At 71.2% G+C, this 19968-nt stretch carries 20 protein-coding genes; 11 read left to right on the plus strand and 9 right to left on the minus strand.

What is annotated here, in order from left to right:
• Window positions 1-198: 198 nt before the first annotated feature.
• Complete coding sequence (locus AC3ETA_RS44730; RefSeq protein WP_432198628.1) at window positions 199-468, plus strand: hypothetical protein; 270 nt, start codon at window positions 199-201, stop codon at window positions 466-468.
• A gap of 84 nt (window positions 469-552) precedes the next feature.
• Here AC3ETA_RS44730 and AC3ETA_RS44735 read toward each other — a convergent pair whose 3' ends face one another.
• A complete protein-coding gene (locus AC3ETA_RS44735; RefSeq protein WP_030954029.1) occupies window positions 553-1308 on the minus strand; it encodes a ferritin-like fold-containing protein in 756 nt (251 codons plus the stop codon).
• A 474-nt stretch (window positions 1309-1782) separates the two neighbouring features.
• On the opposite strand from AC3ETA_RS44735, the gene AC3ETA_RS44740 reads away from it, so the two are divergent.
• The 3 genes from AC3ETA_RS44740 to AC3ETA_RS44750 all read left to right on the plus strand — a co-directional run bounded on the left by AC3ETA_RS44740 (window position 1783) and on the right by AC3ETA_RS44750 (window position 6205).
• The gene (locus AC3ETA_RS44740) at window positions 1783-4311 is read left to right on the plus strand and encodes a DEAD/DEAH box helicase (protein WP_432198629.1); all 2529 of its coding nucleotides are present in this window, start codon (window positions 1783-1785) and stop codon (window positions 4309-4311) included.
• Window positions 4312-4791: 480 nt separating this feature from the next.
• Window positions 4792-5697, plus strand: a complete 906-nt coding sequence (locus AC3ETA_RS44745) for an alpha/beta fold hydrolase (RefSeq protein WP_432198630.1) — start codon at window positions 4792-4794, stop codon at window positions 5695-5697.
• Window positions 5698-5803: 106 nt separating this feature from the next.
• The gene (locus AC3ETA_RS44750) at window positions 5804-6205 is read left to right on the plus strand and encodes a VOC family protein (RefSeq protein ID WP_432198631.1); all 402 of its coding nucleotides are present in this window, start codon (window positions 5804-5806) and stop codon (window positions 6203-6205) included.
• Window positions 6206-6248: 43 nt separating this feature from the next.
• Here the strand turns inward: AC3ETA_RS44750 and AC3ETA_RS44755 are convergent, their stop codons facing one another.
• Entirely contained in the window at window positions 6249-7139 is an 891-nt protein-coding gene (locus AC3ETA_RS44755; protein WP_432198632.1) for an NYN domain-containing protein, read from the minus strand.
• A gap of 206 nt (window positions 7140-7345) precedes the next feature.
• Between AC3ETA_RS44755 and AC3ETA_RS44760 the strand changes: the two genes are divergently transcribed.
• A complete protein-coding gene (locus tag AC3ETA_RS44760) occupies window positions 7346-7498 on the plus strand; it encodes a hypothetical protein (protein WP_093747204.1) in 153 nt (50 codons plus the stop codon).
• 146 nt (window positions 7499-7644) lie between these two features.
• Here the strand turns inward: AC3ETA_RS44760 and AC3ETA_RS44765 are convergent, their stop codons facing one another.
• From AC3ETA_RS44765 to AC3ETA_RS44775, 3 genes are all read right to left on the minus strand, one after another.
• Complete coding sequence (locus AC3ETA_RS44765; protein ID WP_093747203.1) at window positions 7645-8250, minus strand: MarC family protein; 606 nt, start codon at window positions 8248-8250, stop codon at window positions 7645-7647.
• Between the two features lie 178 nt (window positions 8251-8428).
• Window positions 8429-9292 carry a PHP domain-containing protein gene (locus AC3ETA_RS44770; protein ID WP_432198633.1) on the minus strand — a complete coding sequence of 288 codons (864 nt, stop codon included), beginning with the start codon at window positions 9290-9292 and terminating at the stop codon, window positions 8429-8431.
• Between the two features lie 188 nt (window positions 9293-9480).
• Window positions 9481-10122, minus strand: a complete 642-nt coding sequence (locus tag AC3ETA_RS44775; RefSeq protein WP_030946705.1) for a DUF6758 family protein — start codon at window positions 10120-10122, stop codon at window positions 9481-9483.
• 170 nt (window positions 10123-10292) lie between these two features.
• Here AC3ETA_RS44775 and AC3ETA_RS44780 point away from each other — a divergent pair, with 170 nt between their 5' ends.
• The gene (locus tag AC3ETA_RS44780) at window positions 10293-11519 is read left to right on the plus strand and encodes an MFS transporter (protein WP_432198634.1); all 1227 of its coding nucleotides are present in this window, start codon (window positions 10293-10295) and stop codon (window positions 11517-11519) included.
• A 30-nt stretch (window positions 11520-11549) separates the two neighbouring features.
• Here AC3ETA_RS44780 and AC3ETA_RS44785 read toward each other — a convergent pair whose 3' ends face one another.
• On the minus strand, window positions 11550-12134 hold the full coding sequence (locus AC3ETA_RS44785) for a suppressor of fused domain protein (RefSeq protein ID WP_432198635.1): 585 nt from the start codon (window positions 12132-12134) through the stop codon (window positions 11550-11552).
• Between the two features lie 539 nt (window positions 12135-12673).
• Here AC3ETA_RS44785 and AC3ETA_RS44790 point away from each other — a divergent pair.
• Window positions 12674-13789 (plus strand): magnesium and cobalt transport protein CorA, encoded by a 1116-nt coding sequence (locus AC3ETA_RS44790; protein ID WP_432198636.1) that lies wholly within the window; start codon window positions 12674-12676, stop codon window positions 13787-13789.
• 42 nt (window positions 13790-13831) lie between these two features.
• Window positions 13832-14350 (plus strand): hypothetical protein, encoded by a 519-nt coding sequence (locus AC3ETA_RS44795; protein ID WP_432198637.1) that lies wholly within the window; start codon window positions 13832-13834, stop codon window positions 14348-14350.
• 130 nt (window positions 14351-14480) lie between these two features.
• On the opposite strand, the gene AC3ETA_RS44800 is transcribed toward AC3ETA_RS44795, so the two are convergent.
• Window positions 14481-15227, minus strand: coding sequence for a hypothetical protein (locus AC3ETA_RS44800; protein ID WP_432198638.1), 747 nt, complete (start codon window positions 15225-15227; stop codon window positions 14481-14483).
• Between the two features lie 224 nt (window positions 15228-15451).
• Here AC3ETA_RS44800 and AC3ETA_RS44805 point away from each other — a divergent pair, with 224 nt between their 5' ends.
• Genes AC3ETA_RS44805 through AC3ETA_RS44815 form a run of 3 tightly spaced genes read left to right on the plus strand, consistent with a single transcriptional unit; the run spans window position 15452 to window position 18510 of the window.
• Window positions 15452-16747 (plus strand): magnesium transporter MgtE N-terminal domain-containing protein, encoded by a 1296-nt coding sequence (locus tag AC3ETA_RS44805; RefSeq protein ID WP_432198639.1) that lies wholly within the window; start codon window positions 15452-15454, stop codon window positions 16745-16747.
• Entirely contained in the window at window positions 16737-17333 is a 597-nt protein-coding gene (locus tag AC3ETA_RS44810) for a DUF1003 domain-containing protein (RefSeq protein WP_432198640.1), read from the plus strand. The genes AC3ETA_RS44805 and AC3ETA_RS44810 overlap by 11 nt, the downstream gene beginning before the upstream one ends.
• A 43-nt stretch (window positions 17334-17376) precedes the next feature.
• The gene (locus tag AC3ETA_RS44815; protein WP_432198641.1) at window positions 17377-18510 is read left to right on the plus strand and encodes an Mrp/NBP35 family ATP-binding protein; all 1134 of its coding nucleotides are present in this window, start codon (window positions 17377-17379) and stop codon (window positions 18508-18510) included.
• A 130-nt stretch (window positions 18511-18640) separates the two neighbouring features.
• Here the strand turns inward: AC3ETA_RS44815 and AC3ETA_RS44820 are convergent, their stop codons facing one another.
• A complete protein-coding gene (locus tag AC3ETA_RS44820; protein WP_432198642.1) occupies window positions 18641-19309 on the minus strand; it encodes a hypothetical protein in 669 nt (222 codons plus the stop codon).
• Window positions 19310-19536: 227 nt separating this feature from the next.
• Window positions 19537-19962 (minus strand): sec-independent translocase, encoded by a 426-nt coding sequence (locus AC3ETA_RS44825; protein WP_432198643.1) that lies wholly within the window; start codon window positions 19960-19962, stop codon window positions 19537-19539.
• Window positions 19963-19968: the final 6 nt, after the last annotated feature.

The raw sequence follows: 19968 nt of genomic DNA on the forward strand, positions 1-19968 counted from the left end.
CCCGACGCGGCAGACATCACGGGAGGGCCCGGCGACTCGTTCGCCGGGCCCTCCTGTTTTCGTCCCCCCGCACCCCCCGTGTCCCCCTTCACGAATGGCGCACAGCCCGATCACAGAGGAGGATTGCATTCCGCAGGTCAGGGGTATGACGGGCTACGACCGTTTCGAGCCGGCCGGCCATGTGGGAGGGACCCCAACATGCTCTTGGAAGCGATCAGCTCCGCGATCCTCGGCCTCGCCCTGGCGTGGGCTGCCGCGCACCGCCTGCCGCACCGGCTGCCCGCCCGCTCGCTGGTCCTGTCGACGGGTGTCGCCGGCGGCCTCTTCGGCGCCTTCATCACGCACACCGCGCTCGACTTCGGCAACCTCTTCGTGATCCTGATCGGCGCGGCGATCGTCTCCGCCGCCTCGCTCTCCCTGCTGGTCCGCCCCGCGGGAAGACTGCGCCGCCACTCGGCGACCGCGTAGACCCCGGGGACCGGCCGCCGGATCCCTGACGCCACCGACCGGCATCCACGGGTGCCGCCGCAGCCCCCTCGGGGCCCGTGCGAGCTACGCCGCAAGACCCAGCGCGGCCATCCGCTTCGTGTGGGCCTCGGTGATCCGAGAGAACATCTTCCCGACCTCGGCGAGATCGAAGCCGTCCGCGACCCCGCCCACCAGCATCGTGGACAGCGCGTCCCGGTCGGCGACCACCCGCTGGGACTGCGACAGGGCCTCGCCCATCAGCCGCCGCGCCCACAGCGCGAGCCGCCCGCCCACGCGCGGATCGGCGTCGATCGCGGCCCGCACCTTCTCGACGGCGAACGACGCGTGCCCGGTGTCGTCGAGCACGGAGAGCACCAGCCCGCGCGTGTCGGAGTCCAGGCGCGCCGCGACCTCCCGGTAGAAGTCACTGGCGATCGAGTCGCCGACGTACGCCTTGACGAGCCCCTCCAGCCAGTCCGAGGGCGCCGTCTGCTTGTGGAACCCGTCCAGCGCGGCGACGAACGGCTCCATCGCCTGCGTCGGCTCGGCACCGATCTCGGTCAGCCGGTCCCGCAGCTTCTCGTAGTGGTGGAACTCCGCCGACGCCATCTTCGCCAGCTCCGCCTTGTCCGCCAGGGTCGGCGCCAGCTTGGCGTCCTCCGCCAGCCGCTCGAACGCCGCCAGCTCCCCGTAGGCCAGCGCGCCGAGCAGGTCCACGACAGCGGCCCGGTACTGCGGATCGGCTGAGGCCCGCGCCCAGTCCTGGGCGGCGACCCCGGTGTGTTCGACGGCGGTGTCGGAGGCGTCAGAGGTGTTGTCAGGCGTCGTCATGAAGCGCACAATAGCCCGCTCATCGCGTCACGGAAGTCCCTGGTCAATCACTGTGACGCCGACTACGTGACCAATTCGGCCATCGCATGTGCGCGTTTCCGGGGTATGGTGGTAATGCGCCCGCTGAGTACTTAGACGTATCTCGACGGGCCGCATGTTATGAGGATGCCCGGTCGGTGGCCCGATCGGCTCCGACCCGACAGCCCTCCCCGGCCGTACGGCACTGTGCGTACGGCGACCGGAGGGACACCCTCAGCGGTACGAGCGCTAGAGCGTCGGCAGTGGTCCCGTGCCCTACGGCCAGCCCGTAAGGCAGCCGACGTCCCCGGCACGGTCCGTCAAAGACCCCCCGCGCTCGCCTCGCACCGCGCACACAGAAGAGGCAGCACCCTGACTACGACTTTCCGAGAGCTCGGAATCCTTCCCGAGACCGCCGAGGCCCTTGAGGCCGTCGGCATCGTCAACCCCTTCCCCATCCAGGAGATGACCCTCCCCGTCGCCCTCTCCGGCACGGACGTCATCGGCCAGGCCAAGACCGGTACCGGCAAGACGCTGGGCTTTGGTCTGCCGCTCCTGGAGCGCGTCAGCGTCCCCGCCGACGTCGAGGCCGGCCGCGTCGGGCCCGAGGCGCTCACCGACGCCCCGCAGGCGCTCGTCGTCGTCCCCACGCGCGAGCTGTGCACGCAGGTCACCAACGACCTGCTGACCGCCGGCAAGGTGCGTAACGTCCGCGTCCTCGCGATCTACGGCGGCCGGGCCTACGAGCCGCAGGTCGAGGCCCTGAAGAAGGGCGTCGACGTCATCGTCGGCACCCCGGGCCGACTGCTGGACCTCGCGGGCCAGAAGAAGCTCAACCTCAAGCACATCAAGGCGCTCGTCCTCGACGAGGCCGACGAGATGCTCGACCTGGGCTTCCTGCCCGACGTCGAGAAGATCATCGACATGCTGCCGGCCCGCCGCCAGACCATGCTGTTCTCGGCGACCATGCCGGGCGCGGTCATCGGCCTCGCGCGCCGCTACATGTCGCAGCCCACCCACATCCGCGCCACCGCGCCGGACGACGAGGGCGCGACCGTCGCGAACATCGCGCAGCACGTCTACCGCGCGCACTCCATGGACAAGCCGGAGATGGTCGCGCGCATCCTGCAGGCCGAGGGCCGCGGGCTCGCGATGATCTTCTGCCGTACCAAGCGCACGGCCGCCGACATCGCCGAGCAGCTCCAGCGCCGCGGCTTCGCCTCCGGCGCGGTCCACGGCGACCTCGGCCAGGGCGCCCGCGAGCAGGCGCTGCGCGCCTTCCGCAACGGCAAGGTGGACGTCCTCGTCTGCACCGACGTCGCCGCGCGCGGCATCGACGTCGAGGGTGTCACGCACGTCATCAACTACCAGTCGCCGGAAGAGGAGAAGACGTACCTGCACCGCATCGGCCGTACCGGCCGCGCGGGCAACACGGGTACGGCGATCACGCTGGTCGACTGGGACGACATCCCGCGCTGGCAGCTCATCAACAAGGCCCTGGAGCTGGACTTCAACGACCCGCCGGAGACGTACTCCACGTCCCCGCACCTCTTCGAGGAACTGAAGATCCCCGCGGGCACGAAGGGCGTTCTGCCCCGCTCGGAGCGCACGCGCGCCGGGCTGGCGGCGGAGGAGGTCGAGGACCTCGGCGAGACCGGCGGACGCGGTGCGCGCGGTCGCGGTGGCCGGGGCGGCCGGGACGAGTCCCGTTCGTCCTCGCCGGACCGTGAGCGCTCGGCACGCACGCCGCGTCGCCGTCGCCGTACGCGTGGCGGTTCCCCGCTGGACGCGACGTCGGCACCGGCCGCGGGCGCCGGCGAGGAGACCACCGAGGCCGGCCCGGCCGAGTCGCGCACCCCGCGCCGCCGTCGCCGCACCCGTGGCGGAGCAGTGTCGGAGGCGACCGCGGCGACCACCGCGGTCGAGACGGCCGAGGGCCCGTCGCTGGACACGGCGGACGAGACCCCGGCCAAGCCGCGCCGTCGCCGCACCCGCAAGTCGGCCGAGCCGCAGGCGACTTCGGCCGAGGCGGTGGCTCCCGCGGCGGAGGCCGTGCAGGCTTCCGAGCCCGCCACGGCGCCGCCGGTCACGGAGGCCGAGGAGGCTCCCGCCACCACGCCGCGCCGCCGAACCCGTAAGGCGACAGCCGAGGCCGCCGTCGACACGGTCGAGGCCGTACAGGAGGTCCCGGCCACGGAGACCAAGCCGCGCCGCCGCACCCGTAAAGCGACGGCCGAGGCCGCCGTCGACACCGCCGAGGCCGTACTGGAGGCGCCGGCCACGGAGACCAAGCCGCGCCGCCGCACCCGCAAGGCGACGGCTGCGGCCGAGGCCGCCGTCGACACGGCCGAGGCCACCGAGGCCGAGCCGAAGGCACGGCGCACCCGTAAGACCGCGGCCACCGCCGAAGCCGCCGACATCCCGGCCCAGACGGCCCGGGAGCCGGAGGCCGCCGAGGCCAAGCCGCGCCGCACGCGCAAGGCGACGGCCGCCGCGGAGGCCGCTGCCGACACGGCTGAGGCTGTCGAAGCCGTCGAGGCCAAGCCGAAGGCGCGCCGCACCCGCAAGACCGCGGCCACCGCCGAGGCCGCCGTCGACACAGCCGAGGGCACGGAGGCGAAGCCGCGCCGCGCCCGCAAGACCGCCGCGACCGTGGCCGAGCCGGAGGCCGCCGAGGCCAAGCCGCGCCGGACCCGCAAGGCGACTGCCGCCGCGGAGACCGCTGCCGACACGGCCGAAGCCGCCGAGGCCAAGCCCAAGGCACGCCGCACCCGCAAGACCGCGGCGTCCACCGCGGCCGGCGAGGTCGCCGACATCCCGGCCCAGGCCACGCAGGAGCCGACGGCCACGGACGCGCCGGCCCCGCGCCGCCGCACCCGCAAGGCCGCAGCCACCGCGGAGTCCGCGACCGGCACGGCCGAGGCCACGGAGGCCAAGCCGAAGGCACGCCGCACGCGCAAGGCGACGGCTGCCGCGGAGCCCACGGAGAGCTGATCTCCCGTACGACGGCCCGGTCCCACCTCGCGTGGGGCCGGGCCGTCGGCGTCTCGTCAGTCAGCCGGGGCGGGCCTTCGCCGGCAGCGCGCTGCAGCCGGGGCAGGGCGCCCCTACCGGCAACGTCGGCCGACCGGTGCAGATCGCCGCCAACAGCCTCGGTCAGCCGGGTCAGGGCCCTTGCCGACAGCCTCGATCAGCCTCAGCAGGCCCCTGTCGGCAGCCTCGATCAGCGACGGCAGGCCGCCCCCGCCAAGGGCCTCGGCCAGCCAGGTCAGGACACCCCAGCCGACAGCCTCAATCACCCGCAGCAGGCCGCCCCGTCGCCAACCCTCGGCCAGCCGCAGCAGGCCGCCCCCTCGCCGGCACTCGCCAGGTTCGAGCCACCCGCCGTTACCCACCACCCCCGGCCCCACCCCCGGCCCCAGCCCCCGCACGCAGCGCTCAGGGAGTTCAAGGACACCCGCTACCCTCCCCCTCGTGACCACCCCACCCGCCTTCACCCCGCCGCCGAACGCCCGCGCCTACTCCCTCGACACCTCCCGCGGTGCCTTCGCCGTCGTCGACCACCCTGTCGCCGCCGGTGTCGAAGCCCGCGGTACCGCCCTCCTGCTCCCCGGGTTCACCGGCAGCAAGGAGGACTTCACGCTGATGCAGGAGCCGTTGGCGGCACGCGGTTACCGCACGATCGCCGTGGACGGACGCGGGCAGCACGAGTCGGACGGCCCGGAGGACGACGAATCCGCTTACGCACGGGGCGAGTTGGCGCGGGACGTGCTGGCGCAGGCGGAGGCACTCGGCGCCCGCGACACCCCGCTCCACCTCTTCGGCCACTCCCTGGGCGGCCAGATCGCCCGCGCGGCGGTGCTCATCGACCACACGCCGTTCCGGTCGCTCACCCTCATGGCATCGGGGCCCGCGCAGATCTCCGACTCCCAGCAGCAGCGCGTGAAGCTTCTGCGGGACGCGCTCGCGGTGATGACGATGACCGAGACCTGGGAGGCGATCCTCGCCATGGGTCCGCCCGAGGAGGTCGGCGGCCCGGCCAGGGGCATCGGCGGCCAGGACCTGCTGCGGCGCCGCTGGCTGGGCACGAAGCCCGCCCAACTCCTGGCCACCGGACGCCAGTTGACCACGGAACCGGATCGCGTCGACGAACTCGCCGCCCTCCCGCTGCCGTTCCATGTCCTGTCGGGCGCCAGCGACGACACCTGGCCGGTCCCGGTGCTCGACGACATGGCCGCCCGGCTGAAGGCCCGCCGCACGATCATCCCCGGCGCCGAGCACTCCCCCAACGCCGACCAGCCACTGCCCACGGCCCGAGCGACCGCCGACTTCTGGGACAGCGTGCGGGACGCCGAGAGCGGCGGAGGGTCCGACGCTTAGGGCCCGCCGCGAACAGTCGTCCTCCGACGCGGTCGCCGGAGGCTGCCGGTTCTCACGCTCCGTAGCCTGGTGGCGGACCGAGCGGTCCTCAGGCATGCTCACCCGCATGGTCTCGGTGGTGCAGAACGTGGCGATCGACTGTACGGACGCCTATGAGCTGGCTCGGTTCTGGAGCGAGGTGACCGGTTGTCCGCTGCATCCACAGGACGAGCCCGGCGATCCGGAGATCGATGTGATGCTTCCGGAGGGCCCGCTGCTGCACTTCAACGAGGTGCCGGAACCAAAGACGATCAAGAATCGGATCCACCTGTGCCTGCGCCCGACGAGCTCGCGCGAGGAGGAGGTCGAGCGGCTGCTGGATCTCGGTGCCACCCTCGTCGCCGATCGCCGGAAGCCCGACGGCGCGGGCTGGGCCGTCCTCGCCGATCCTGAAGGCAATGAGTTCTGCGTCCTGTGCAGCGAGTCCGATCGCGCCGCGATGACCGAGACGGGGACGGTCAGCCCGTAGCGGCCCGCGGGCCGAGGCAAGAGCGGCTCCTGGCGCGCCCTCCCTAGTACTGCGCCTGGAGATGCTCCCAGAACCCGTCCCGCAGGGCCCGGCGGAGGTCCGCCTGCCCCCGCAGCGAGTACTGGAGCAGGCCCTCCGCCTCCACCAGCAGGTCCTGGTCCACCGACCCGGGCAGATAGGGATGCCCGGGGAGCAGTTCCACGAGTGACTCCCGGCCGCGCGCCGCGAGCCACTTCGCCGCGATCTGCGCGCCGACGAACCGCACGTCCTCCCGCGAGGGCCGGGTTCCCGCCGCCTCGTAGGCGGCCGTGCGCCGGGAGACGTACGGCTTGAAGAAGTCGAGGTCGAAGGTGCGCTGGCTGTCGACCTCCCAGAGCAGCGGCTCGGCCTGGTTGCGGCCCTCCGGTGCCTCGATCCCCCACAGGTGCACCCGCGCCCCGTACCCCTGCGCCGCCTCGACCGCCGACACCAGGTCCTCGTCACCGCCGAGCAGGGCTGCGTCGCTGATGGCGCGGTGCCTGGCGAGGGACTCCAGGTCGGTCCGGATCAGGGAGTCGACGCCCTTCTGCTGGTTGTTGGCGTTGAGGTTCCCCAGCCGCACCTTCACGTCCGGGAGTTCGGCGATCGACTGCTGCTCGGCGGTGTGGATGCGGCGCCGGGCGCCGTCGTACCAGTAGACCCGCAGCAGCCTGCTGTCCGCGAAGATCGTGCGGGCCCGGTCGATGAGCGCCTCGATCAGGCCCTCGGCGTCCAGGTCGAAGGCGCGGCGGTCCTCGGTCCCGGCGACCAGTCGTCCCGCGGCCGCGTAGAGGTAGCCCGCGTCGACGAAGATCGCATGGGTGGAGGGCGTCTTCGCCACCTCGGCGAGCATGCGTTGCAGCAGCTCGTTGGTGCGTTCGATGCGGGCGGAGAGTGCGCCGGGGTCGTCGTTCATCGCCTCCATTGTCCCGGCGGTCACGCTGCGAACACAACCGGTCCCGGTCAGTCTCCTCTTGATCGTCGGGCAACCCCTTACCGGTCAGTAGTTAGCCGTTCGAAAAATTTCTTTAGCGTAGGGAATGTTTGTAACGTGAAGCACGTTGTCTAGGTGTCTAACCGAGTAGTTCTCCGCAGGAGGATGACCAGACGAAGGGAGAAGCCATGCGCTTCGAAATCATGCGACTCGACGAGTTCGACGGGACCCCCGTGGACAGCACCGTCGTGGACGCCGCCTCCGTCAACCGGATCGTTCAGCAGGCCGCCGCGACGGGGCAGCGGCTGTGGATCCGACCCGCCGAGACCACGGCCTCGTAACAGCCGCGGATCACCTCAGAAGCTTCGAAGCCCCCGTACACCACTCACGGCGTACGGGGGCTTCGCGCGTACGGGGGCTTCGCGCGTACGGGGGCTTCACGCGTACGCGGGTTCCGTTCCTCCGTGCGGCGCCCCGCGCCCGCGGCTCAGGCGCCCTGGATCACCTGGGTCACGCCGTTGATGATCTGCTGCACGGCGATCGCGGAGAGCATCATGCCCGCGAGCCGGGTCACCAGGACGACGCCGCCGTCCTTGATGACGCGGATGATCAGCAGCGAGTACCGCATCACGAGCCACAGCACGACATGGATGGCGACGATCGCCGCCCACACCGACACCTGCGTGGCGACGCTGTCGGCCTTCTGCACGGCGAGGATGACCGACACGATCGCGCCAGGCCCGGCCAGCAGCGGCATACCCAGCGGGACGAGGGCGACGTTGACGTCCTTGGTCTGCTTCGGCTCGTCCGTCTTGCCGGTGAGCAGGTCGAGCGCGATCAGCAGGAGCAGCAGCCCGCCCGCGATCATCAGCGCGGGGACGGAGACATGCAGGTAGTTGAGGATCTGATGGCCGAGGAGCCCGAACACCGCGATCACACCGCCCGCGACGCAGACGGCCTGGAAGGCCATCCGCTTCTGCACCTTGGCCGGCCGGCCGGCGGTGAGCGCGAGGAAGATCGGGGTGATCCCGGGGGGATCCATGATGACGAACAGGGTCAGGAACAGGGAGCCGAAGACGGCGACGTCGAACATGCGTGAGGGGCCTTGCGAGGTGAGTGTGAACGCGCGGTGGGCGGGCAGCGCCGAGCAGTGCCGCTACCGCTGTGGGCAGTTGTTCCGCGGATGGGAACGGACGGGAACGGACGGGAACGACCGGCGGCGCCGGGTGCCCCGAAACGAACGTGAAGGTGATCGACCTGGGCGTCAGACCCTAGGCCCGGGCTCCGCCGGCCCCCGGCACGGGGAACGCCCCGGTCGCCCGTCGCGTGATCTCGCCGTACACCTCGGGATCCGTCGTGTACTCACCGAGCACGCAGGTCTTGCGGCTGCCGTGGTAGTCGCTGGACCCGGTCGGCAGCAGCCCGAGTTCCTTGGCGAGCCCGCGGAGCCGGGCGCGGGTGTCGGGGTCGTGGTCCATGTGGTCGACCTCGATGCCGTCGAGGCCGGCCGCGGCCAGCTCGGCGATCGCGGACTCCGGAACCGTACGGCCGCGCTTGGCGGCAGCGGGATGCGCGAACACGGTCACCCCGCCCGCGGCCTTGACCAGCCGGATCGCCTCGAACGGGTCGGTCTCGTGCTTCTCCACATAGGCCCGCCCGCCATCGGCGAGCCAGTCCTCGGTGAAGGCGTCGCTCACGCTCGGGACGACCCCGAGCTCGACCAGCGCGGAGGCGACATGCGGCCGCCCGACCGAGCCGTCCCCGGCGATCCGCAGCACCTGCTCCCAGGTGACGGGCACGCCCAGCGCGTTGAGCCTGGCGACCATCCCCTGGGCCCGGGGCACCCGGTCGTCCCGCACGAGCTCCCGCTCGGCGAGCAGCGCGGGCTCCTCGGGATCGAAGAGGTACGCCAACATGTGCATGCTGATGCCGTCGATACGGCAGGAGAGCTCGGCGCCGGTGACGAGCGTGAGCCCGTCCGGCAGCGCGGCGATCGCCTCGGCGTACCCACGGGTGGTGTCGTGATCGGTGAGCGCCACGACGTCCAGCCCGGCCGCGGCGGCGTTGCGCACCAGCTCACCGGGCGTGTCCGTACCGTCGGACGCCGTGGAGTGGCTGTGCAGATCGATACGCACGACGCGAACTCCAGACGGGACGACACGGAAGGGGCCGCTCAAGGATAACCAGTTCTTCAGCGGCCACTGTCACCCCCGTACAGCCGAGCGCCCCTTACATCAGCGAACCCAGGGGCACGCGGAACCGCGCGATCGACCACGACGCACCCGCAGCCGCCGGCCGAACGGCACCCCCACCCCCGCGGGTGCTACGGCTCCAGCAAGCGCGGCGACAGCGCCCCGCAGGGCACCAGCTCCAGTTCGGCCCCCGCATCCCGCAGATCCGTCAGCACCAGCTCGTCGTACATCAGCAGCCCCGACTGCTCCGGCCACATGACCGCCCACAGCCACATCCCGAGCGCCTCCCCCGCGAACACGGCCCGGTCGTCGGGCGTGCCCGACACATGCCACAGCGGCGTGGGACGCCCGGCGGCGAGAACCTTGGCCTGGGGCGGCTTCTCGACGTTCATGTACGACCCCGGGTCCGGGCCGTCGATGCCCGCGTAGCGCGCGCCGAGACCGACGCCCAGTTCCTCCGCGACCAGGATCATCTCGCCCATGCCGCCGAGCGGTCCGGGCCCGGAGCAGGCCACCACGCTTCCTCTGCCGCCGCTGCGGTCGTCACCCGCGCTGGCGACTCCGGTGAACAGCCAGCCGATCGGCAGCGGCCACGGCATCCAGACCGGCACCTGCGTGCGATGCACGACCACACCGAGGGCCTCGACGCTGGGCGGGATCACGGGCTGCACCGGATGCACGGTGCCGTGCACATCGCATTGCCAGGTGTCGGCGAAGAGTCCGGGAGCCCTGACCCGGCCACCACACTTCGGGCAACTGGGTTCGCCCCTCATAGGCCCCCACGGTCCTACCCCTTGTGCGCCACGTCAAGGACGATCACCCATCCGGACGGAACGGCACAGGAAACCCGGATCCCGCCGGGTTAGATGTAGCTTGCATTATTTAGTCTAGCTAACATATTCTGTGTATCAGCCAACCAGCTCGGTCCGGATTGGAGAACGGTATGGACCCCTTCGACGCGGGAGCGGGCGGCCCACTGCGACAGCCGCGGGCCGTTTGGGCGACCGCCGGCGCGTCCGTCGTCGCCTTCATGGGCATCGGACTCGTCGACCCGATCCTGCCGTCCATCGCCGGCGGCCTGAACGCCACGCCCGGCCAGGTCTCCCTGCTCTTCACCTCGTACTTCCTCATCACCGCCGTCGCGATGCTGCTCACCGGTTTCGTATCCAGCCGGATCGGCGGCCGCAGGACACTGCTGCTCGGCCTCGCGTTCGTGGTGGTCTTCGCCGGTCTCGCGGGCACCTCCGGATCCGTCGGCGAACTGGTCGGGTTCCGGGCGGGCTGGGGGCTCGGCAACGCGCTCTTCGTCTCCACCGCCCTCGCGGTCATCGTCGGCGCGGCGGCCGGCGGCAGCGCGGCGGCGATCCTGCTCTACGAGTCCGCCCTCGGCCTCGGCATGGCGTGCGGACCGCTGCTGGGCGCACTGCTCGGCGACGCCAGCTGGCGCTACCCGTTCTTCGGTACGGCCGCCCTGATGGCCGTCGGCTTCCTGTGCATCGCGGCGTTCCTGAGGGAGCAGCCCAGGCCGGCCCGCAAGACCTCGCTGCTGGACCCGCTCAAGGCGCTCGGCCACGGCGGCCTGGCGTCCGCGGCGGCCTCGGCGTTCTTCTACAACTACACGTTCTTCACCGTGCTGGCCTTCACGCCGTTCGTGCTGCACATGAGCCCGTACCGGTCGGGCGCGGTGTTCTTCGCCTGGGGTGTGCTGCTGGCGGTGTTCTCGGTCGTCGTGGCGCCGCGCGTGCAGAGGCGGTTCGGTTCGCTGAAGGTGCTCGGCGGGTCGCTGGTGCTGCTCGCGGCGGACGTACTGGTCCTCGGCTACGGCGACCACGCCACCGCCGTCGTCTGCACGATCCTGTCCGGCGCGTTCATCGGCGTGAACAACACCGTCTACACGGAGCTGGCGCTCGGCGTCTCGGACGCGCCGCGCCCGGTGGCGAGCGCGGGCTACAACTTCGTGCGCTGGTTCGCGGCGGCGGCAGCGCCCTTCTTCGCGCCGCGGATCGAGGAGTGGACCGGCAGCCCCCGCGTCCCGTTCGTGGTGGCCGCGGTCACGGCCCTCGCGGGCGCGCTCGTGGTCGTCGTACGGCGCAGGGCACTCACCGGCGAGGCCGGGGAACCGGAGACGAAGCGCGCCACGCAGGACAGCGTCAGCGCGTTCGCCAACTGACGCTTTTCAGCCACCGGTTGGTGAGGTTCCTCACTCCAGCGGTACGGACCTGCGGGCGGGATCCCTCAGGTCCGTACCGTTCGTGAGCCAGCGCTCCTGGAGGGCCTGGGCGCCGTGCACCCGCTTCCAGGCCGCCTCGTTCGGCGTCATGGGCAGCAGCGGCAGAAAGCGCACGGGGTCGAGGGGCTCGTCGAGCTCCAGGTCCTCGACCAGGCCGCCCGGCTCCGCGACCAGGACCGAGGTGAACGGGGCACCGGGCCACAGCGGTTCACCGACGTCCAGCGAGGCGCCCGGAGCCACGATCAGGCCCTCCACCTGCGGGGAAGCGGCGAGCACGGCGAGCGGGCGCAGCACCTTGTCGGTGTCGGCGACTCCGGCGCGCACCGAGAGGACCAGCTCCGCGCGGGCGCCCTCGACCGGGTCGGCGACCATCGCGGTGGGGTCGTTCATGGGCTGCGCGGACATGCCCAGCGTGGCGTAGCGGACGATGTCGCCCTCCTGGAAACGGAGCACCTCGATGCGGTCCGTACCGAGGAAGGTGACCGCCGCACGGGCGCCCGGTTCGCCCAGCGCGGTGCGCAACCGGGCCTCGACCAGTGGAAGAACATCAGCCATGCCGCGAGCATAGAACTCGTCAGTACCGGGCAAAGCAGCGCCTTGACACTTCAGTCGGCTGATACTCTTGCCCGGTGTTCGGGCAGCACGCTGATGGGGGTACCACCCAGGCCCTTGAGGCTCTGGGGAAGTCGCGATCGAGTCCCGACGCCGATGAAAACTCCCCTACGGGGAACCCCGAAAGGGGTATGGAACGTCCCTCACGAGGGACCGGCCGGAGGAGGTGGGGCTGTCATGGATCGAAGTCGACCGTGCAGTACCACTCGCTCTTCCCGCCGCTGATGTAGCTGATCCGGCTGTTCCGCTCCGGCTGACCGCCGTCCTTTCACGCTCGCGTCCTCCCACGGAAGAGCACTTCGTTTCGCTTTGCCTGATCGGTCTGATCTGAATCAGCAACGAAGCCCACCACCGCAACGGTGCGGTGCTCCCCGCTTTGTGGACGTGCCAAACATCCTCACGTCAGGACGTCCCCATTCCGGGCAGTTCCAGCCGTGCTGCGGCCCTCCGAGCTTCGTTGCCCGTTGCGAAGGAGCCTGCTCATGTCGATGATCCGAGACCTGCGCGCCGCGGTCCGTCCGGCCCGTACGTCGCTGCGCAAGGACAGCGGGTCCTACGACACCACCCGCGACCCCGCGACCCCCTCGGCCGTCGTCGACTGCGCCGTCTACCGTGACGGCCGCCGTCTGGAGACCGACAGGCCGCTGACCCCGCAGGCGGCGATGCGCCAGGTGCGGCGCGACGGGGGCTTCGTGTGGATCGGGCTGCACGAGCCCACCGAGGCCGAATTCTCCGGTATCGCGGGCGAGTTCGGGCTGCACCCGCTGGCCGTCGAGGACGCGGTGCAGGCGCACCAGCGACCCAAGCTGGAGCGCTACGACGACTCCCTGTTCACCGTCTTCAAGACCATCCACTACGTCGAGCACGACGAGCTCACCGCCAACAGCGAGGTCGTCGAGACCGGCGAGGTCATGTGCTTCACCGGCCGGGACTTCTTCATCACCGTCCGGCACGGCGGGCAGGGCTCGCTGCGGGCGCTGAGGCACCGCCTCCAGGACGACCCCGAGCTGCTCGCCAAGGGCCCGTCGGCCGTGCTGCACGCCATCGCCGACCACGTCGTCGACGGGTACATCGCCGTCGCCGACGCGGTGCAGGACGACATCGACGAGGTGGAGACCGAGGTGTTCTCGCCGGGGCGCAAGGGCACGCCGCGCGGCACGGACGCCGGCCGGATCTACCAACTCAAGCGTGAGGTGCTGGAGTTCAAGCGGGCGGTGTCGCCGCTGCTGCGGCCCATGCAGCTGCTGAGCGAGCGTCCGATGCGGCTGGTCGACCCCGACATCCAGAAGTACTTCCGGGACGTCGCCGACCATGTCGCCCGCGTGCACGAGCAGGTCATCGGCTTCGACGAGCTCCTCAACTCCATCCTCCAGGCCAACCTCGCCCAGGCGTCCGTGGCGCAGAACGAGGACATGCGGAAAATCACCTCGTGGGCCGCGATCATCGCCGTACCCACGATGGTGTGCGGTGTGTACGGCATGAACTTCGACTACATGCCCGAGACGCACTGGAAGTACGGCTACCCGGTGATCCTCAGCGTCACGGTGGCGATCTGTCTCGGCATCCACCGCACGCTGAAGCGCAACGGCTGGCTCTGAGCGGGCCCAGCCGAGTCGGGCGGCGCTGGATAGTCTTGGGGCATGACAAGCGAGCTGCTCGACCAGGCCCTCGTCGAGGAGGCCACGAAGAAGTCAGGCCTCGTCTGGGTCAGGGGCCCCGGTGCCCCGGCTCGGGCGCTGTGGCACACGTGGCACGAGGGTGCGGCGTGTGTCGTCGGCGACGGTCCCGGTGAGCAGCCGCTGCCGGGGCTGGCCGACGGGGCCGAGGCCGAGGTGACGGTCCGCAGCAAGGACAAGGGCGGCCGGCTGGTCTCCTGGACCGCGAAGGTCGTCGAGCTCGGGGCGGGCTCCGAGCAGTGGGAGGCGACGGTCGCCGAGCTCAAGGGCAAGCGCCTGAACGCCCCCGACGGCGAGGCGATGACCGAGCGCTGGGCGCGTGAGTGCCGGGTGCTGCGGCTGGAGCCGACCGGGACCGTCGCGGCGCTGCCGGAGGGCTCGCTGGCCGAGGCTCCGCTGCCGTCCGCGGCGACGACGCGTCGGCCGGTTCCGGCGGGGCTGCCGCGACTGCTGCTGAAGCGGAGACGGAGCGCCTCGCGATAGGCCGTCGATCGTCCGCCGCGCCGTCGTGGCCGGTCGCGCCCACGCGGCGGAGCCGTACATCGATACAGCCCCGCGCCCCTGAAGGGCACTGCCGCACCGCGGCTGAAGGCGCCGAGGCCGCTTCAGTCGGTCAAGACGTCGGCAGCTGCTTGCCGTAGTCCACCGTGTCGCCCTTCTTCGGCTTCTCCAGGGCGAAGTCCTTGCCCCAGTCGGAGAAGGTCAGGGTGCCTCCGCCGCCCGCCCGGGTCAGCAGCAGGGGATACGGGTCGCCCTCCAGGGAGACGTCCAGGGTGCCGCCGGAGCCCTTGTCGCCGGCGATGCGGATGGTGCGGACGCCCGCCTGCTCGTAGCGGCCGTCGGCGGCCACTTCGCCGTGCAGCGTCAACAGGCCGTCGAGGAGTACGTCCTTGTCCGTGAAACCGCTGAACTTCTTGTACGCCGGGTCGCCCTGCGGCACCTTCACGTACTTGCCGTTCAGCTTGTCCACGGCCCCGGCGTCCGCCTTGCCGTCGTCGCCCGCGTCGCTCCAGAAGCCGGAGTCCGCCTTCAGATACAGCTGCTCGCCGATCCGCAGCAGCTGGAACGTGGACCCCTGCGCGGTGACCGACCCCGTCGCCCCGTCGGCCTTCAGCTGCATGTCGATCTTGTAGGTGCGCCCGCTGGTGACCAGGTTCCCCGACAGGTGCACCGCTTCGGCGGTGTCCGCCGCGGTGCGGGTCTTGCGCTGGATCTCGGCGACCGGCAGCTTGCCGACCCCGTTGGTGCCCTCGTCCGGGTCCTCACTGCATCCCGTCAGTCCCGTTCCCGACACGACCAGGGCGCAGATGGCGGTCACCAGCGCGGCCCGGCGAGTACGACCCTGGGGAATCGCAGTCACAGGTGGGGCTGCCTTTCTGTCGTGGGACCTGAGCGGCGTACGGCAGCGTACCCGCACGTCACCCCCCAGGCGGAGCCAGTCCATCCGCACCTCTCACCAGGGCGTATCGGATCCGGACGGGCTAGCCTGAAGCCCACCCGAGCGGGCAATTCGACACAAGGCGGCACGGCAGCGCAGCCGCGACAGCAACACCGCACACCCCGGACGCAAAGGAGCCTGAAGCCATGGCAGCCGGCGCTCCCCGGATCTTCGTCTCGCATCTCGCCGGTATCGCCGTCTTCGACCCGAACGGCGACCAGGTGGGCCGCGTCCGCGATCTGGTCGTCATGCTCCGGGTCGGCCGGCGTCCCCCGCGGCTGCTCGGCCTCGTCGTCGAACTCTCCACCCGGCGCCGGATCTTCCTGCCCATGACCCGTGTGACCGGCATCGAGTCCGGCCAGGTCATCACCACCGGCGTGCTCAACGTCCGCCGTTTCGAGCAGCGCCCCACCGAGCGCCTCGTCTTCGGCGAGCTTCTCGACCGGCGCGTCACCCTCGTCGAGACCGGCGAGGAGGTCACCGTCCTCGATCTGTCGGTCGGACAGCTCCCGGCCCGCCGGGACTGGGAGATCGACAAGGTGTTCGTGCGCAAGGGCGGCCGGAGCGGTCCGCTGCGGCGCGCCAAGGGCGAGTCGCTGACCGTCGAGTGGTCCGCCGTCACCGGCTTCTCGCTGGAGGAGCAGGGCCAGGGCGCCGAGAGCCTGCTGGCCACCTTCGAGCAGCTGCGGCCCGCCGACCTCGCCAACGTCCTGCACCACCTCTCCCCCAAGCGCCGCGCCGAGGTCGCCGCCGCCCTCGACGACGACCGCCTGGCCGACGTCCTGGAGGAGCTCCCCGAGGACGACCAGATCGAGATCCTCGGCAAGCTGAAGCAGGAGCGCGCCGCCGACGTCCTGGAGGCCATGGACCCGGACGACGCGGCCGACCTGCTGGGCGAGCTGCCGACGGACGAGCAGGAGCGGCTGCTGAGCCTGATGCAGCCCGCCGACGCGGCCGACATGCGCCGCCTGATGGCGTACGAGGAGCACACGGCCGGCGGTCTGATGACCACCGAGCCGATCATCCTGCGCCCCGACGCCACCGTCGCCGACGCCCTCGCCCGGGTCCGCAACCCCGACCTGTCCCCGGCCCTCGCCGCCCAGGTCTACGTCTGCCGCCCGCCCGACGAGACGCCCACCGGCAAGTACCTCGGCACGGTCCATTTCCAGCGCCTGCTGCGCGACCCGCCGTACACGCTGGTCAGCGCGCTGCTCGACGAGGCGCTCGAAGCGCTGGAGCCGGATGCCGCGCTGCCGGTCGTCGCCGGGTTCTTCGCGACGTACGACATGGTCGCGGCCCCGGTCGTGGACGACTCCGGGTCGCTGCTGGGGGCGGTGACCGTGGACGACGTGCTGGACCATCTGCTGCCCGAGGACTGGCGGGAGACGGAGTTCCACCTGGACGACGACGCGGGCCAGGGGGTGTCGGGGCATGGTGCATGAGCGTGAGGGCACCCGCGAGCGCATGGCTTCGGGCGCCACCGCGGCCCCCCGTGCGCCCCGTGCGCGCCTCGACCAACCCCGTCCGCCGCGCCGCCGGCTGCTGCCCGAGTGGGACCCGGAGGCCTTCGGACGGCTCTCTGAGCGCATCGCGCGCTTCCTGGGCACCGGACGGTTCATCGTCTGGATGACGGTCGTCATCATCATGTGGGTGCTGTGGAACGTCTTCGCACCCGGCGAGCTGAAGTTCGACGAGTACCCGTTCATCTTCCTGACCCTGGTGCTCTCCCTCCAGGCCTCCTACGCCGCCCCGCTGATCCTGCTCGCGCAGAACCGGCAGGACGACCGCGACCGGGTCAACCTCGAACAGGACCGCAAGCAGAACGAGCGGTCCATCGCCGACACCGAGTACCTGACCCGCGAGATCGCCTCCCTGCGCATCGGCCTGGGCGAGGTGGCCACCCGCGACTGGATGCGCTCCGAGCTCCAGGATCTGATGCGGGAGCTGGAGGAGCTGGGCAACGGCCACCGCGGGCACGGGGTATTCCCGGCGGATCGGTCGCGCGGACGTGACGTAGACGACCGGTGACAGCCTTTCCGGCGCATGGCCACCGGGCCGTACCATCGTCCTTATGGCTACGGAAGACGCGGTGCGCGAGGCACTGGCGACGGTGAACGACCCCGAGATCAACCGCCCCATCACGGAACTCGGGATGGTCAAGTCGGTGGAGATCGGTGCGGACGGTGCGGTCGCGGTCACCGTGTACCTGACGGTCTCCGGCTGCCCGATGCGCGAGACGATCACGCAGCGCGTGACGGACGCCGTCTCCGCGGTCGAGGGCGTCACCGGCGTCGACGTCACGCTCGACGTGATGAGCGACGAGCAGCGCAAGGAGCTGGCGAACGCCCTGCGCGGCGGCCAGGCCGAGCGCGAGGTCCCCTTCGCCAAGCCCGGCTCGCTGACCCGTGTGTACGCGGTCGCCTCCGGCAAGGGCGGCGTCGGCAAGTCCTCCGTCACGATCAACCTGGCGGCGGCGATGGCGGCCGACGGCCTCAAGGTGGGCGTCGTCGACGCCGACATCTACGGCCACAGCGTGCCGCGCATGCTGGGCGCCGACGGGCGTCCGACCCAGGTCGAGAACATGATCATGCCGCCGTCCGCGAACGGCGTGAAGGTCATCTCCATCGGCATGTTCACCCCGGGCAACGCACCCGTCGTCTGGCGCGGCCCGATGCTCCACCGCGCCCTGCAGCAGTTCCTGGCGGACGTGTACTGGGGTGACCTGGACGTCCTGCTCCTGGACCTGCCGCCGGGCACCGGTGACATCGCCATCTCCGTCGCCCAGCTGGTCCCGAACGCCGAGATCCTGGTCGTGACGACCCCGCAGCAGGCCGCCGCCGAGGTCGCCGAGCGGGCCGGCTCGATCGCCGTCCAGACCCACCAGAAGATCGTCGGTGTGGTCGAGAACATGTCCGGCCTGCCCTGCCCGCACTGCGGCGAGATGGTCGACGTCTTCGGCACGGGCGGCGGTCAGACGGTCGCCGACGGCCTCACCCGCACGACCGGCGCGAACGTCCCGGTCCTCGGCAGCATCCCGATCGACGTCCGCCTGCGCGAGGGCGGCGACGAGGGCAAGCCGGTCGTCCTGACGGACCCGGACAGCCCGGCGGGTTCGGCTCTGCGCTCGATCGCGGGCAAGCTGGGCGGCCGGCAGCGGGGCCTTTCGGGACTGTCGCTGGGGATCACTCCGAAGAACAAGTTCTAGACGCCCAGGGGCGCGGGGAACTGCGCGACACGCCACGACGCACGCGCGGCCGCCGAACCCTCGTCGAGCCCTGCGACGAAGGGGCGCCGAATCCCAACGGCGCCCCCCTGTTCCGGCCCGGCCCCGCCGGCTAGGCGTACGCGCTGATGTCCTTGATCACGGCGAAGCCAAGACCGTACGCGCTCATCCCCCGCCCGTACGCCCCCACGTGCACCCCCGCCTGAGTGGACCCGGCCAGCACCCAGCCGAACTCGGACTCTCGGTAGTGGAACGGCGTCGGCACCCCGTCGACCGGCAGGGACAGCGTCGACCACGCCGGCCCGGCGAGATCGTCGGCCAGCGCCCACGCCGTCTCCGTCTGCTGCTCCAGCCAGTCGTCCCGCAGCGTGTGGTCCATCTGCCCCGGCCAGGTGAACGTCAGCAGTCCGACGCCCGCGAGCCACGCCGCCGAGGACACCGAGGTGGCCTCCAGCAGCCCCGTACCGTCGGCGCTGCGCCGGGACGGATTGGCGGCGACGGTCACCACGACCGCGAACTTCTCCCGGTCCTCCGTCGCCTCGTTGCGCACGGAGGGCTCGTCCCCGTGCCCGATCGACCCGTGTTCCACGGCCCCGTCGGCCGCCGTTCCGACCTGCATCAGCCAGCGCGGCCCCGTGAAGGCCTCATCGAGGCCGTACCACGGGAAGGGCGCCAGCAGATAGCCGTCGACCGTGCGCCGGGCAGAGGGGACGTGCTGTCCGCTCTCCGCGGCCGGTTCCTGCGCGACTGCGCGACTAGTCGTCTGACTCGTCGTCTCCATGTGCCCGGACGCCTCCTCGCTCTGGCCGGACCAGCCCGGCCCGCCCCCCTTCGGGCGTACTCGTCCGGTCCGCACAACAACTCGGCAGCATAGCCACACCGCTTCGAGCAGCACGGAACGCGCCCGGCGCGTAGGGCGCACGGAGGGCGGGATCAGGCCGTGTGCGACCCGGGCGGAGTATGAGAAGCGTCACGTACGGGTGCCGACCGCTCCCGTGTTCGTACGGCTCAGGTGGCGTCCGCGTCGTAGGGCGGGCGCTCGTCGCGCGGGTTCTCGGGCTTCTTCGTCATGTCGATGCTGCCGCCGGAGGAGCCGGACGACGACTCCGTCTCACGGCCGTGCACGGCGTCGGTGACCTCGGCCATCTCCTTCTTGAGGTCGAAGCCGTTGCGGATCTCCTTGAGCCCCAGTTCGTCGTTGTCCAGCTGCTTGCGGATGAACGTCTTGGGGTTGAGGTCCTCGAACTCGAAGTCCTTGAACTCCGGTCCGAGTTCCTCCCGGATGTCGTCCTTGGCGCTCTCCGAGAACTCGCGGATCTTACGGATCGTCCGCGTGACGTCCTGGATCAGTTTCGGGAGCTTGTCCGGACCGAAGACGAGCACAGCGAGGACGACGAGTGTCACCAGCTCGAGCGGTCCTATGTCATTGAACACCTGAAG

The sequence above is a fragment of the Streptomyces sp. bgisy027 genome (assembly GCF_057710365.1).

Bases quoted from the DNA above. Each gene is read 5' to 3' on its own strand.
- AC3ETA_RS44730 (WP_432198628.1), top strand. From the start codon at position 199: ATGCTCTTGGAAGCGATCAGCTCCGCGATCCTCGGCCTCGCCCTGGCG.
- AC3ETA_RS44740 (WP_432198629.1), top strand. From the start codon at position 1,783: ATGACCCTCCCCGTCGCCCTCTCCGGCACGGACGTCATCGGCCAGGCC.
- AC3ETA_RS44750 (WP_432198631.1), top strand. From the start codon at position 5,804: ATGGTCTCGGTGGTGCAGAACGTGGCGATCGACTGTACGGACGCCTAT.
- AC3ETA_RS44755 (WP_432198632.1), bottom strand. From the start codon at position 7,139: ATGAACGACGACCCCGGCGCACTCTCCGCCCGCATCGAACGCACCAAC.
- AC3ETA_RS44760 (WP_093747204.1), top strand. From the start codon at position 7,346: ATGCGCTTCGAAATCATGCGACTCGACGAGTTCGACGGGACCCCCGTG.
- AC3ETA_RS44765 (WP_093747203.1), bottom strand. From the start codon at position 8,250: ATGTTCGACGTCGCCGTCTTCGGCTCCCTGTTCCTGACCCTGTTCGTC.
- AC3ETA_RS44775 (WP_030946705.1), bottom strand. From the start codon at position 10,122: ATGAGGGGCGAACCCAGTTGCCCGAAGTGTGGTGGCCGGGTCAGGGCT.
- AC3ETA_RS44780 (WP_432198634.1), top strand. From the start codon at position 10,293: ATGGACCCCTTCGACGCGGGAGCGGGCGGCCCACTGCGACAGCCGCGG.
- AC3ETA_RS44785 (WP_432198635.1), bottom strand. From the start codon at position 12,134: ATGGCTGATGTTCTTCCACTGGTCGAGGCCCGGTTGCGCACCGCGCTG.
- AC3ETA_RS44790 (WP_432198636.1), top strand. From the start codon at position 12,674: ATGTCGATGATCCGAGACCTGCGCGCCGCGGTCCGTCCGGCCCGTACG.
- AC3ETA_RS44795 (WP_432198637.1), top strand. From the start codon at position 13,832: ATGACAAGCGAGCTGCTCGACCAGGCCCTCGTCGAGGAGGCCACGAAG.
- AC3ETA_RS44805 (WP_432198639.1), top strand. From the start codon at position 15,452: ATGGCAGCCGGCGCTCCCCGGATCTTCGTCTCGCATCTCGCCGGTATC.
- AC3ETA_RS44810 (WP_432198640.1), top strand. From the start codon at position 16,737: ATGGTGCATGAGCGTGAGGGCACCCGCGAGCGCATGGCTTCGGGCGCC.
- AC3ETA_RS44815 (WP_432198641.1), top strand. From the start codon at position 17,377: ATGGCTACGGAAGACGCGGTGCGCGAGGCACTGGCGACGGTGAACGAC.
- AC3ETA_RS44820 (WP_432198642.1), bottom strand. From the start codon at position 19,309: ATGGAGACGACGAGTCAGACGACTAGTCGCGCAGTCGCGCAGGAACCG.